Source organism: Dactylosporangium sp. CA-233914, assembly GCF_050942935.1.
In the GTDB taxonomy this organism is placed as follows: Bacteria; Actinomycetota; Actinomycetes; order Mycobacteriales; family Micromonosporaceae; genus Dactylosporangium.
Map to the genome: position 1 here is coordinate 11707971 of NZ_CP192030.1, position 13727 is coordinate 11721697.

A 13727-nucleotide genomic window follows, 5' to 3' on the forward strand; every position below is an offset into this window, starting at 1 on the left:
CGAATTCTGCGCGGCGTGCGCGGGGTCGTTAGCCTTCAGTTGTGACACAACCGGCGGACGAGTCGCCGACCCAGCGGCAGCCGGCCACACCGACGTGGATCGGCTCCGCCTCCGTGCCGCCGGGCGGGTCCCGCCGGCGCCGGCAGTGGGAGGACACGCTCGACCTCCCCGCCCAGCCCGAGACCCCGCCGAGGCCGCGCACCCTGGATCTGCCGGCCGCGCCCGCGCGCAAACCCCAGCGCGGAAGCGAACCGCAGATCCGATATGTCCCGGTTGTCCCGCCCGGCTACGGCCCATTGCCGCCCGGGTATCGCCCCGGCCCGTTCCCACCCCCGCCGCAATTTCGCCGGCGCCGCCGCAAGTGGCCCTGGGTGATGCTGTTCATGCTGGTGCTGTGCGCGGGCTGCTGCGGCGGCTCCTACGCGTGGGCGCGGCCGTGGTGGGTGCAGTACCCGGCCTCGGTCAACGTCGAGGCCACCGTGACCGGCCTGAACAAGGTCAACGATGCCGCCTCGACGAAGACCGCCGAGCAGCTGCGGACGGCGCTGACCTCGGACCACCTCGACGAGTCCGGGTTCACGGTGGCGTACCAGGACACCACCGACGGCAAGGCCAGGATTCTGGTCTTCGGGGCCACCCGGTTCATCACCAGCCCGGGGCGGGACCTCGACGCGAGCCTGCGCAAGCTCGGCACCAAGATCCAGGTGCAGAACGTGCGCGAGGTCGACCCGGGCGCGCTCGGCGGCGAGCAGCGCTGCGCCGCGTCCCGCCTGGACGGCCGCTCGGCCACCGTCTGCGGCTTCGCCGACCACGGGGCGATCGCGATCGCGGTCTTCGCCGGCAAGTCGGTGGAGCCGGCCTCGGCGGCGCTGCAGAACATCCGGGCGTCGATCATCACCCGCCACTAAAAAAGCGCCGGGAGATCGGGCGCTGGGAACACCCGATCCCCCGGCACTGTGTTGGTGGAGGAAAGCTCAGGCCGGCACTACGGAAGTGTGGCCAGGTGCGGCTTCACCGTCTTGGCGAAGCCGTTGCCGTTCTTCACGTCCCAGTTGATCGACCAGGTCATGGCCCCGCGGATGCCCGGGTACGTGTGCGGCGGCTTGAAAGTTCCGCAGTTGGTGCCGCGCGCGAGGCAGTCGAGGGCCTGGTTGACCACCGAGGGCGCGACCACGCCGCCGCCCGCCGCGCCCGTCCCGGCCGGCAGCCCCAGGGCCACCTGGTCGGGGCGCAGCCCGTTCTCCAGCTGGATGCAGGCCAGGGCGGTGATGAAGTTGACCGTGCCCTGCGAGTACGCCTGCATCTGGTCGCAGCCGAGCATGCTGCCGGAGTTGTAGTACTGCGTGTAGACGACCGTCAGGATGTCCTTGATCGACAGGGCGAGGGCGAAGTAGCCGCTGCCCGTGGACTGCATGTCGATCGTCTGCGGCGCCATCGTGATGATCAGGTTCGCGCCGGCCTTGGACCGCAGCGATCGCAGCGCCTGCGCCATGTACGTCGGGTTCAGGCCGTTCTCGAGGTCGATGTCGACGCCGTCGAAGCCGTACTGCTGCATCAGCGACCAGGCGCTGTTGGCGAAGTTCGTGGCGGCCGTCGCGTCGCCGACGCTGACCCGGCCGGTCTCGCCGCCGACGGACAGGATGACCTTCTTGCCCCGCGAGTGCAGGGTCGCGATGTCGGCCTTGAAGTCCGCGTCGGAGTAGCCGCCGAGCGCGCTGGACAGGCCGGAGTCCACCGCGAACGACAGCCCGCCCGGCTGCGAGGTGGCCTCGGCGAAGGCCACGTCGATGAGGTCGTACTCGCTGGGCACGTCACGCAGCCGCAGCGGGGTCGCCGGGTTGACGAAGTCCTGCCAGTAGCCGGTCAGGAAGTGCTTCGGCAGCGAGCCGGTCGGCGTCGTCGGGGACGTCGACGGAGACTTTGACGGGGAATTCGACGCAGACGGGGACTTCGACGGCGACGGGGAGCTCGACGGCGACTTCGAGGGCGAGGCCGACGGCGTGGTCGGCTCGAGCGTGGTCGGCATGCCGCCGGGGCCGTTGACCGAGAAATCATCGGCGGTGTACGCGGGCTGGCCGTACCACCCGTGCACGTAGACGGTCGCCGAGGTCTGGCTCGCACCGGTGGTGAAGGCGACGGAGAGCTGCTGGTAGCCGCTCGTCCCCGGCGTCCAGGTGCTGGCGTCGACCCCGCCGGTCACGCCGATGAAGACGTAGGAGCCGTTGACCCAGCCCGACAGGGTGTACTTCGTGTTGGGCTGCACGGACACCGTCTGCGAGCACTGCGCGGTGGTGCCGCCCGGCGTGCCCGCCAGCTTGTAGGTGCCGCTGCGCGCGGCACCGGAGGTCACGGACGCCGACTCGCACGTCCAGCCGGACGCGGAACCGGTCTCGAAGCCCGGGTTGGTGAGCAGCTCGGCCGCGGACGCGGGCAGGGCGATCATGACCCCGGCGAGGGTCAGAACCGCCGCGCCGGCCCCGCCGAGCAGGGTGACATGGCGTGGACGCATGAACACTCCAAGGTGGGGGTGGCGTCGATGGGCGTCGACGTGCGCTCCACGTTCCACGCACCGCAAATTAATGTCAAGGTTTCTTTACTATTTGATAAGGCTCCGCCGGAACCGGCTTCCGGCGGCGCGCTATCCTCGGTCTACAGGCGTCGACCCGGCCATCACCGGCGAGCCTCCGGAAGAACGGTCACCTCGGTGGCTCACTAGAACCGGACGGGCACCGGCCCGTTACAGCCGGCCAACGAGCGGCCGCCGAATGCACGATCCGGCGGCAAGCGGGGTGGTACCGCGGGCCTGCGGAGGCTCGTCCCCGCGTGGATTCGACGACAGCGACCCACGCGAGGAGATTGACCACCGATGGCCTACCCGATGCACCGCGCGGGCACCGGCGTCCCGGCGAGCCCGAACCTCCCCGAAGTCGAACGCGAGGTCCTGGACTACTGGTCCGGCGACGAGACGTTCCAGGCCTCGGTGGAGCAGCGCCCCGCCGGCGACGACGGGGCGAACGAGTTCGTGTTCTACGACGGGCCCCCGTTCGCCAACGGCCTGCCCCACTACGGGCACCTGCTGACCGGCTACGCCAAGGACGTCGTCCCGCGGTACAAATCCATGAAGGGCTTCCGCGTCGAGCGCCGCTTCGGCTGGGACTGCCACGGCATGCCCGCCGAGGTCGAGGCCGAGAAGCAGCTCGGCATCACCACGAAGGCCGAGATCCTCCAGCTCGGCGTCGACAAGTTCAACGCGGCGACCCGCGAGTCCGTGCTGCGCTACACCAGCGAGTGGGAGCGGTACGTCACCCGCCAGGCCCGCTGGGTCGACTTCGCCAACGACTACAAGACGCTCGACACCGACTACATGGAAAGCGTCATGTGGGCCTTCAAGACCCTGCACGACAAGGGCCTGGTCTACGAGGGCTTCCGGGTGCTGGCCTACTGCTGGCGCTGTGAGACGCCGCTGTCCAACACCGAGCTGCGCATGGACGAGGACGTCTACCGCGACCGGCAGGACCCCGCGCTGACGGTGGCGTTCCGGCTGGAGACCGGCGAGCGGATCCTGGTCTGGACGACCACGCCATGGACCCTGCCGTCCAACCTGGCGATCGCGGTCGGACCCGAGATCGAGTACGCGGTCTTCGAGGAGGGCGGCCAGCGGTACATCCTCGCCGAGTCGCGCGTCGGCGCCTACGAGAAGGAGCTGGCGAACGCCGCCCGGGTCGGCTCGCTCACCGGCGCCGAGCTGGTCGGCCGGCGGTACACCCCGCTGTTCGACTACCTCGCCGATACCGCGAACGCGTTCCAGCTGATCGGGGCGGACTTCGTCACGACCGAGGACGGCACCGGCGTGGTGCACCTGGCGCCCGCCTTCGGCGAGGACGACCAGAACGCGTGCGCCTCGGCGGGCATCCCGACGGTGGTGACCGTCGACGAGCACACCCGGTTCACCTCGCTGGTCCCGGACTACGAGGGGCTGCAGGTCTTCGAGGCCAACCGGCCGGTGATCCGCGACCTCAAGGCGGCCGGCGTGGTCGTGCGCCACGACAGCTACACGCACTCGTACCCGCACTGCTGGCGCTGCGACACGCCGCTGGTGTACAAGGCCGTCTCCTCGTGGTTCGTGCGGGTGACCGACTTCCGCGACCGGATGGTGGAGCTCAACCAGCAGATCACCTGGACACCCGAGCACATCAAGGACGGCTCGTTCGGCAAGTGGCTGTCCAACGCCCGCGACTGGTCGATCAGCCGCAACCGCTTCTGGGGCTCGCCGATCCCGGTGTGGAAGTCCGACGACCCGCAATACCCGCGCGTCGACGTCTACGGCTCGCTCGACGAGCTCGAGCGCGACTTCGGCGTCCGCCCGTCCGACCTGCACCGCCCCGAGATCGACAACCTGACCCGGCCCAACCCGGACGACCCGACCGGGCAGTCGGTCATGCGCCGGGTGCCGGAGGTGCTGGACTGCTGGTTCGAGTCCGGCTCGATGCCGTTCGCCCAGGTGCACTACCCGTTCGAGAACGCCGACTGGTTCGAGCATCATTACCCGGGCGACTTCATCGTGGAGTACATCGGCCAGGCCCGCGGCTGGTTCTACACCATGCACGTGCTGGCCACCGCGCTCTTCGACCGCCCGGCGTTTCGTAACTGCGTCTCGCACGGCATCCTGCTCGGCGAGGACGGGCGCAAGATGTCCAAGAGCCTACGCAACTATCCGGACGTGTACCGGATCTTCGACGCGTACGGCTCCGACGCGATGCGCTGGTTCCTGGTCTCCTCGCCCGTCCTGCGCGGCGGGGACATGCCGGTCACCGAGACGGGCATCCGCGACGCGGTCCGGCAGGTACTGCTGCCGCTGTGGAACGTGTGGTACTTCTTCTCGCTCTACGCCAACGCCGAGGGGTACCCGGCCCGCCCCCGCACCGACAGCGCCGACCTGCTCGACAAGTATGTGCTGGCCAAGACCGGCGAGCTGGTAGCGACGGTCGGGCGGCAGCTGGACGCGTACGACATCTCCGGCGCCTGCGGGACCGTGCGGGCCTACCTCGACGCGCTCACCAACTGGTACGTGCGCCGCTCCCGTGACCGCTTCTGGGCCGGCGACCACGACGCGTTCGACACGCTGTTCACCGTCCTTTCGACGCTCACCCAGGTCGTGGCCCCGCTCGCGCCGCTCACCGCGGAGGAGATCTTCCGGGGGCTGACCGGCGAGCGTTCGGTACACCTGACGGACTGGCCCGACGCGGCGCAGTTCCCGGCCGACCACAAGCTCGTCGCCGACATGGACGCGGTGCGCGATGTGTGCTCGGCCGCGCTGTCGCTGCGCAAGGCCCGCGGGCTGCGCGTGCGGCTGCCCCTGCAGACGCTCACCGTCGCCACGCCGGACGCCGACGCGCTGCGCCTGTTCGCCGCGCTCGTCGCCGACGAGGTCAACGTCAAGCACGTCGAGTTCACCGCGGACGTGGCCGCGCACTGCACGCCGGTGCTGACGCTGGTGCCGCGGGTGCTCGGCCCGCGCCTGGGCGGCAAGGTCCAGCAGGTGATCAAGGCGGTCAAGGCCGGCGACTGGTCCCAGAGCGGCGGGGTCGTGACGGCCGGCGGAGTGCAGTTGCAGGAGGGCGAGTACGACCTCAAGCTCGTCGCCGCGGACCCGACCCAGTCCGCGCCGCTGCCGGGCGGCGAGGGCGTGGTCGTGCTCGACAGCACGGTGACGCCGCAGCTGGCGGCCGAGGGGGTGGCCCGCGACCTGGTCCGGGTGATCCAGCAGGCCCGCCGCGACGCCGACCTCAACGTGTCCGACCGGATCGTGGTCGTGGTCGACGGCCCCGAAGCGGTCGCCGAGGCGCTGGCGGCGCACGGCGCGTTCGTGGCCGGCGAGACCCTGGCCAACTCGGTCGAGCTCGGCACGCTGGTCGAGGGCTTCGCCGGCGAGGTCGGCGACGGCGAGCCGGTCAAGGTGACCGTCACGCCCGTCTAGGCTCGCCGGTCGCGCTCCCCCGGGGGCATGACGACGACCATCGTGACGACCGCCTCCACCGCGCCGGGGTTCCGGTAGCGGTGGGGGCGGTCGGCCGGGAAGTCGATCGTCTCGCCGGTGTTGACGGTGTACGGCGAGCCGTCCACGACCACCTCCAGCTCCCCCTCGCGGACGTGGATGATCTCCCGCGTGCTCGCCGCGTGGTCGCCGGAGTCGTGGCCCTCCCCCGGCGCCATCCGCCAGTCCCACACCTCGACGAAGCCGGGGTCGTTCACGCCGCGCAGCAGCCGCCCGGTCCCGCCGTCCGGCCCGTGCCACAGCACCGCCGGCTCGTCGGCCCCGACGATCTTCACGACCGGCTCGGACTCGGGCTCCAGCAGCCGCCCGAGGCTCACGCCGAACGACTCGGCGACCCGGCACAGCGTGCCGATGCTCGGGTTGGTGCGGGCCCCCTCGATCTGTACGAGCATGCCCTTGCTCACACCCGAGCGGCTGGCCAGCTCGTCGAGCGACCAGCCCCGGCCCCGCCGCAGGCTCTTCACCTGCCGCGCGATCGCGGCCTGCGCGTCCCGCTCCCGGTCGGTCAACATATTTTCCTTCGCGGTCAGTATTGTGATACGACTATGGCATGTTCACCGTCGCCGATGAGGTACTCGACCTGTGCCGTTGCGTGGGCCACGAGGCTACCGTGTTCGCGGTCCTCGCCGACGGGCTGCGCAACGGCCCGGGCGACCCCGAACTGCTGCGCGAGGCCGTCGCCGCGGCCGGCGATCTCGGTGCGCCGCACCCGCACCTCTCGGCGTGGCAGGATGTGTACCGCGCGTTCGGCGCCAAGCCCCAGCGCACCCCCTGCTCGGCGGAGGCGCTGCGCAAGCGGGCCGCCAAGGGCGCGGTGCCCTCGGTGAATCGCCTGGTCGACGCGTACAACGCGGTGAGTATCCGCTTCGCCGTGCCCATCGGCGGCGAGGACCGCGCCGCGCTGGCCGGCACCGAGCGGCTGGTCCGCGCGAGCGGCGACGAGCCCTTCGACACGGTCAAGGACGGCGCCCCGGTCGTCGAGTCCCCCGAGCCCGGCGAGGTGATCTGGCGCGACGACGTCGCCGTGACCTGCCGGCGCTGGAACTGGCGCCAGGGCCGGCGCACCGCGCTGACCGAGGCGACCACCTCGGCCGTGTTCCTGCTGGAGGGCCTCGACCTCGACCTGCGCCCGGCCGCCGACCTCCTCGCGTCGCTGCTGCCCGCCGACTCGATCACCATCGAGCGGCTCGCATGACCGGTTCCGGAGCGAAGCGGCGCCTTATCTGGGTCGATCCCGGCGAAGCCTCATCGAGCCAGACAAGGCGGAGGAGGCCGGTCATCATCGGCTCAGTTCGGATGGCATGCGGCCGGAGCGAAGCGGAGGACGCATGACCGGCATCATCCTCGCCGCCCTGTCCGGCCTGGTCTGGGGCGTCGGCGACTTCGCCGGCGGCAAGGCCAGCCAGCGTGCCGACTCCCTGCTCGTGGTCGTGCTGTCCAAGGCCGCGAGCCTCCCCCTGCTCGGCCTCTACCTGCTGCTCATCCCCGGCGCGGCGACGACCGGCGCGCTCGGCTGGGGCGCGGCGGCCGGCCTGCTCGGCGTCCTCGGCATGGTCGTCTTCTACCGCGCGCTCGCCGGCGGCGCGATGGCGATCGTCGCCCCGGTCAGTGCCGTGACCACCGCGCTGCTGCCGGTCGCGTTCGGCCTGGCCACCGGCGAGCGCCCGGGCGCCCTGGCGCTGACCGGGGCCGCATGCGCGATCGCCGCGATCGGCCTGGTGAGCGCGGCCGGCGGCAGCGGCGCCCCGGTCACCGGCCGGCTGATCGGGCTGGCGCTGCTGTCCGGCGTCGCGTTCGGCCTGTTCTTCACGTGCCTGTCCCGGACCGGCGACGGCGCGGGCCTGTGGCCGATCGCGGGCGCCCAGGTCGCCGCGGTCGCGCTCGGCACGCCGCTGCTGATCCGGCGGCTGCGCGCGGGGGCGCCCCGCCCGGCCGGCGCGTCGCGGTCCTGGCTGCTCGCGGCCGCAGTGCTGGACATGTCCGCCAACGCGCTCTACGTGCTCGCCGTGACCCGCGGCGACCTGAGCATCATCGCCCCGATCTCGGCGCTCTACCCCGTTTCGACGGTGCTCCTGGCGATGGTGGTCGACCGCGAGCGCATGCGCCCCGCCCAGCTCGCCGGCCTCGGCCTGGCCGCGACCGCGCTCATCCTCGTCGCCTCGTAGTCACCTCGTAGGTATTCGCGCGGGTGATGCCGTAGGTATTGGCGCGGGTGGTATTGCCCACCTTGTGGACCGCGCGGCTGCTATGGCCCGAGGCTGCGGTTAGAGTGTGCGGCAGCGTCGAGTTGAGCCTGGTGGAGGGCATTTGTCCGCGCTCTATGCGGTCGGCAAGATGACGGTGGCACCCCTGGTCCGGCTCCTCTGGCACCCGAAGATCATCGGGCTGGACAACGTCCCGAAGACCGGCCCCGCGATCCTCGCCAGCAACCACCAGTCGGTCCTCGACTCGGTGATGATGGGCGCCATCGCCCCGCGCAACGTCTACTTCCTCGCGAAGGACCAGTATTTCCTGGGCCCGGGCATCAAGGGCAAGGCGCTGCGCCACATCATGTTCGGCCTGAACCAGATCCCGGTCGACCGCTCCGGCGGCCGCGCCAGCCTCATGGCCCTCGACGCCGCGCTGCCGGTCCTGCGCGCGGGCCACGTGCTCGGCATCTTCCCGGAGGGCACCCGCTCCACGGACGGCCGGCTCTACCGCGGCCGCCCCGGCGTCGCCAAGCTCGCCCTGGACGCCCCGGCCCCGATCATCCCGGTCGGCCTGATGGGCTTCGACCAGGTCATGCCCGTCGGCGCGTCACTGCCGAAGCTGGGCCCGAAGGTCGAGGTGCGCATCGGCGAGCCGCTCGACCTGAGCCAGTGGCAGGGCGGCGGCGAGGTCGACAGCCGCGCGCTGCGCGAGGTCACACTGAAGCTCATGAACGCCATCCAGCAGCTGACCGGGCAGGAGTACGTGGGCCGCTACGCCCCGAAACGCCCCGACCAGATGCCGGAACCCACCCCCGAGGCCTAGGCCACCCACCCCGCCGCCCCGCTCTTTCCGAGCGGGCGGCGCACGGCGGGGTCATTGGTCAACGGGCGGCTAGAGTGCCAGCTCCGGGAACCACAGGGCGATCTCGCGCTTGGCGCTGTCCGGCGAGTCGGAGGCGTGGACCAGGTTCTCGCGGTTGGACAGGGACAGGTCGCCGCGGATGCTGCCCGGAGCGGCCTTGCGACCATCGGTGGCGCCGACCAGGGTGCGTACGACGGAGATGGCCTCGTCACCCGCGACCACCAGCGACACGAGCGGGCCGCCGGTCATGAAGTCGCGCAGCGCGGGGTAGAAGGGGCGCTCGACGTGCTCGGCGTAGTGCTGGTCCGCCAAGGCGACGTCCATCGTGCGCAGGGTCATCGCCTCGATGGTCAGGCCCTTGCGCTCCAGCCGGGCGAGGACCTCGCCCACCAGGCCGCGGCGGACGGCGTCGGGCTTGATGAGTACGAGCGTGCGCTCCGACACGAGAATCCTCCATCTTTCACCGGTACTGCCCCGAAGCCTACCCAGCGTCACCACGCACACCCCGCCAGGGTGCCGGAGACTTTTGTTTCGGCAATGATCAGGCATAGCCTGGTGTCAGTCGTCTGGGGAGGTCGACTTTGCCGTCCAGCAACCGCGCGTCATCATCCGACAGCCGGATTCTGGTAATACTGCTGCTGCTCGTGATCGGCGGGTTCCTGGCCTTTTGCGGTCTGGGCCAGGACAATCCGCTGGTCGTTGCCCTCGGCGTGATCGTCGCCGGGGCCGGCCCGGTCATGATCGTGGTGGTCAACTCGCGGAACAAGGTCCGGATGTATGTCCAGGGCACCGCGGTCGTCGAGAGCGTCACTCCCCACCGCCCCGCCACGGAGGCCCGGACCGCCCGCGGCCGGCTCAAGCTGACCATCACGGCGACCGGCATCCGCGGCATCACGGTCACCGGCACCGACCCGGCCATCCCCCTGGAAAAATGGCCCGAGCCCGGCGCGACCCTGCCGGTCCAGGTCCTCAAGGGCACACCGCGCAAGTTCACCGTGCTGTGGAACCGCGTCCAGACCCACCAGGAGGTCGTCATCGCGGAGCAGCGCACCCCAACGGGCCTGCTCGGCGGCTCCGACGACTACGCATACTCCGTGGACGGCGACGCCTACAGCCGCCCCTTGCACATCCCGCCGGACAACACGCCGACCCTGACCGACCTCCCACCCGTCAACGCGGAGATCGACGAACCGGCCGGAGCCCGCACCAGCACCGCGTTGGCCACCGCACCCCCACCGGCGGAGCAGATCCCGGACGCGGCCCGCCGCCCAGCCCACCCCCAGCCCCAGGCCTATACGGCCCCGACCCGCCCCCGCCCGTCCCAGACCGACCCGGCTCCTTCTCAGACCAACCCGACCCCGTCCCAGGCCGACCCGGCACCGGCCCGTCCCCCGACCCCCGGCCGCCAGACCGGCCCCGGCCGCCAGACGGGTCCCGGCCGCCAGACGGGCCCGGCAAAGCCCCGCCACGCCGCCACCGACCCAGCCCACCACCCAGCCGAGCCAATGGGCGCCACCGCGGCCTCCCCCGCCACGGCATTCACCGAGCCCCCGGCGCCACCGGAAACGCCGCCCCAGGGCCCGGCAACTTCAGAGACGGCGACCTCAGGCGCGGCAACTTCAGAGACAGCGGCCCCGACCACGGCAACTTCGGAGACGGCGGCCCCGGGCGCGGCAACTTCGGAGACCGCGGCCCCGACCGCGGCAAATCCGGAGACCGCGGCCCCAGGCGCGGCAACTTCGGAAACGTCAAGTCCGACGGCCGCAACGTTGGAAACACTGACTCAGCCGACGCCGGTCCGGGAGACATCCACGGAAACGGCAACCATCGAACCAGCCACCGCAGACTCGGCGACCGCCACGGAAACGGCGTCGCTGACCACGACCACCTCGCAGACCTTCTTCCCGGCCGCGACGACCACGGACACGGCAACCGCCGAACCAGCAACTGCAGACCCGGCGACTCCAGGGGCGACCGCCACTGAGACGGCGTCGCCGACCGCGGCAGCCTCGCAGACCGCGTTCCCAGCCACCGCGACCTCGGAAACGCCGTTCCCAGCGGCGACGTCTTCGGAAACGACGCGCCCGGCCACCGCGACCTCGGAAACCGTCCCGGCCGCAACGTCTTCGGAAACCGCGATCCCGGCCCCGGCGTCTTCGGAAACGGCCCTGGCGACGGCGGACTCGGAAACAGCGGCGACTGGTTCAGTAACAGCGATCCCGGCGGCAACGACCTCGGAAACGGTGGACACGACCGCCGCCACGACGGAAGACGCGGCGACCGAGACCGAAACCTTCGGGGCCGCGACCGCAGCGCCCGACGCCGACGCCTCCAGTGGCGACCGGACCGCCACCGCCACCGGCGAGGCCGCCGCGATGGCCGCGCTCGGCACGGGCGCCGGCCAGACGATCATCGGCGACGAGGACGAGCCGATCATCATGCGGCTGCGCTCCTCCCCCCGCCCCGGCGGCGTCCACCGCCGGCCCAGCCCGCACCCACGTTCGGGTGCCCGCCGATCCCGACCGGGCCGCGCCTACCCGCCGGCCGATCCCACCGCGGCTTCGGAGCCCACCGCAGCCCCAGAGTCCACCGCAGCCTCGGACGCCACCACAGTCCCAGAGGCCACCGCCGCTCCGGAAACCGCAGCCCCAGAAGCCACCCAAGCCCCGCAGACCACTGCAGCCGCGGAGCTCACTACAGTCCCACAGTCCATGGCAGCCGCGGAGCCCACCACAGTCCCACAGACCACGGCAGCCGCGAACGCCACCCAAGCTCTGCAGACCGCGGAGCCCACTACAGCCCCAGAGACCACGGCGGCCTCGAAGGCCACACCAGCCCCGCAGACCACGGCAGCTGCGGAGCCCACTGCGGCCTCAGAGTCCATCCCAGCTCCAGAAGCCACCCGAGCCCCGCAGGCCACCGCAGCGTCGGACGCCATCGCAGCCGCGGTAGCTATCGCAGGTCCGGATCTCGCGGCGCTTCCGGAAACCACCGCGACCGCTGAGCCAACCGCCACCGCCGAGCCCGCCGCGACGCTGGGGGCCGCCGGACTCGCCGAGGACACCGTTGAGCCGGGCGCGGAGACTGGCGTGTCGGGCTCCGCGCTCGCCGCACCGGGAACGGGAGCCGCCGGATCGGCGACGGGGAGCACTGGGCGGGGAGCGGACACCGCGGGGGCGGGCTCGGAGGGCACCGGTTCCGGCGCGGGAACGACCGAACCGGAGCTGGAAACCGCAGGGCTGAGGTTGGAGACCGTCTGGCCGGGAACGGCAGCCAACGTCATCGGGTCAGCGACGGACGCCGCCAGGCCGGGAACAGGCAGCGTCGGATCAGGAAGGGAAACCACGGGGGCCGCTGGGTCGGGGGCGGACGCCGCCGGATACGGGGCTGGGATCGCCGGGGCGGGGGGTGAACCCGCTGCGGCGGTGGTTGAGCCTGAGGCGTACACGATTCCGGAGGCTGGCTCGCTCGTCGTCGCGCCCGATGAAGTCGTCAGTGGGGCGACCGTGGAGAGCGACGTTGAGTGGTGGAAGGGTGCTGAGGAGCCCGCGGCCGACGCGCTGCCTGTTCCTGTCACGCCGCCGGTCGCGTTCTACCCCGATCGTGAGATGGAGCAGCTTCCCACCCGCAGCCTCCGTATGGAGCATCCTCCGCCGGTGATCGAGGGCAGCCTGGCCGGAGAGCACCTGACCGGGGACGGTGGGGCTGAGGACGGCCTGACCGAAGACGACCGGACCGAGGACGGACTGGCCGGAGAGCACCTGACCGGAGACGACCGGGCTGAAAACGGTCTGGCCGGAGAGCAGCTGAGCGGAGACGGCCGGGCTGCGGACGGACTGGCCGAGCACCATCAGACTGAGAACCGTCAGGCCACAGATGGTCTGGCTGAGAGCGGGCGGGCTGAGCAGCGCCGGGCTGGGGAGCGGCAGGCCGCTGGAGATGACCGGGCTGGAGCCGGTGGGGGTCGGCGGGAGCTGGGTCCGTTGAGCGGGTCGGCTTGGTCGGTCAATGGGCGGGGGCCGGTTCCGGTCAGCGCCGGTCTGTACAGCGCGCCGCCCGTCCTGCGTGCCCCGGTGCGGGACGAGGACGAGGTTGTCACGCCGGACCCGTACGCTACGGAGCATTACATCCCGCCGGTCGACGATGACTTGAACGAGGACGCGCTCGAGGAGCAGCCGCTCAGTGAAGGGGCCGTTGCCGAGTTCCTGGCCACCGCGCCCAGGCGGCAGAGCACACTGCCGCTTGACGGGGTCAATGGGGTCAGTATCACGCTGATCGTGTCGGACCTGCAGCGGTCGCGGCGGTTCTACCGGGACACGCTCGGGCTTACCGAGCTCGACAGCGGGCCGACCGGGGCCGTGCTGGAGACCGGCACCGCCCGGGTCGTTCTGCGACGGGTCGCGGATATGCCGCCGGTCGACCGGCGCGTGGTGCACCTGAACCTGGACGTTCCCGACGTGTACGACGCGTACGAGCGTCTTCGTGAGCAGGGCGTCGACTTCGTGCACCGGCCGCGCGTCGTGCCCCAGGGCGAGCAGCTGGAGTTGTGCTCGGCGACGTTCCGGGATCCGGACGGGCACGCCATCGCGCTGACGCGGTGGGAGCTGCGGCGCTGAAACGG

The 13727-nt window shown here is 71.5% G+C and carries 9 protein-coding genes; 6 read left to right on the forward strand and 3 right to left on the reverse strand.

Going from position 1 to position 13727, the window contains the following annotated elements; genetic code table 11:
- Positions 1 to 41 precede the first annotated feature (41 nt).
- Complete coding sequence (locus ACQPY0_RS52135; protein WP_432979118.1) at positions 42 to 908, forward strand: hypothetical protein; 867 nt, start codon at positions 42 to 44, stop codon at positions 906 to 908.
- 77 nt (positions 909 to 985) lie between these two features.
- Here the strand turns inward: ACQPY0_RS52135 and ACQPY0_RS52140 are convergent, their stop codons facing one another.
- Positions 986 to 2509, reverse strand: coding sequence for a chitinase (locus ACQPY0_RS52140; protein ID WP_432979121.1), 1524 nt, complete (start codon positions 2507 to 2509; stop codon positions 986 to 988).
- 357 nt (positions 2510 to 2866) lie between these two features.
- Here ACQPY0_RS52140 and ileS point away from each other — a divergent pair, with 357 nt between their 5' ends.
- Positions 2867 to 5977 carry an isoleucine--tRNA ligase gene (gene ileS / locus ACQPY0_RS52145; protein WP_432979124.1) on the forward strand — a complete coding sequence of 1037 codons (3111 nt, stop codon included), beginning with the start codon at positions 2867 to 2869 and terminating at the stop codon, positions 5975 to 5977.
- Here the strand turns inward: ileS and ACQPY0_RS52150 are convergent.
- Positions 5974 to 6567: a helix-turn-helix domain-containing protein gene (locus tag ACQPY0_RS52150; protein WP_432979128.1), complete on the reverse strand. Its 594-nt coding sequence runs from the start codon at positions 6565 to 6567 to the stop codon at positions 5974 to 5976. The two genes, ileS and ACQPY0_RS52150, sit on opposite strands and share 4 nt — an antisense overlap.
- 38 nt (positions 6568 to 6605) lie before the next feature.
- Here ACQPY0_RS52150 and ACQPY0_RS52155 point away from each other — a divergent pair, with 38 nt between their 5' ends.
- From ACQPY0_RS52155 to ACQPY0_RS52165, 3 genes are all read left to right on the forward strand, one after another.
- Positions 6606 to 7250: a B3/B4 domain-containing protein gene (locus tag ACQPY0_RS52155; RefSeq protein WP_432979131.1), complete on the forward strand. Its 645-nt coding sequence runs from the start codon at positions 6606 to 6608 to the stop codon at positions 7248 to 7250.
- 133 nt (positions 7251 to 7383) lie between these two features.
- The gene (locus ACQPY0_RS52160; protein ID WP_432979134.1) at positions 7384 to 8220 is read left to right on the forward strand and encodes an EamA family transporter; all 837 of its coding nucleotides are present in this window, start codon (positions 7384 to 7386) and stop codon (positions 8218 to 8220) included.
- Between the two features lie 142 nt (positions 8221 to 8362).
- The gene (locus ACQPY0_RS52165; protein WP_432979137.1) at positions 8363 to 9067 is read left to right on the forward strand and encodes a lysophospholipid acyltransferase family protein; all 705 of its coding nucleotides are present in this window, start codon (positions 8363 to 8365) and stop codon (positions 9065 to 9067) included.
- A gap of 69 nt (positions 9068 to 9136) precedes the next feature.
- Here the strand turns inward: ACQPY0_RS52165 and ndk are convergent, their stop codons facing one another.
- Entirely contained in the window at positions 9137 to 9550 is a 414-nt protein-coding gene (ndk, locus tag ACQPY0_RS52170; protein WP_432979140.1) for a nucleoside-diphosphate kinase, read from the reverse strand.
- 137 nt (positions 9551 to 9687) lie between these two features.
- On the opposite strand from ndk, the gene ACQPY0_RS52175 reads away from it, so the two are divergent.
- Positions 9688 to 13722, forward strand: coding sequence for a VOC family protein (locus tag ACQPY0_RS52175; protein ID WP_432979143.1), 4035 nt, complete (start codon positions 9688 to 9690; stop codon positions 13720 to 13722).
- Positions 13723 to 13727: the final 5 nt, after the last annotated feature.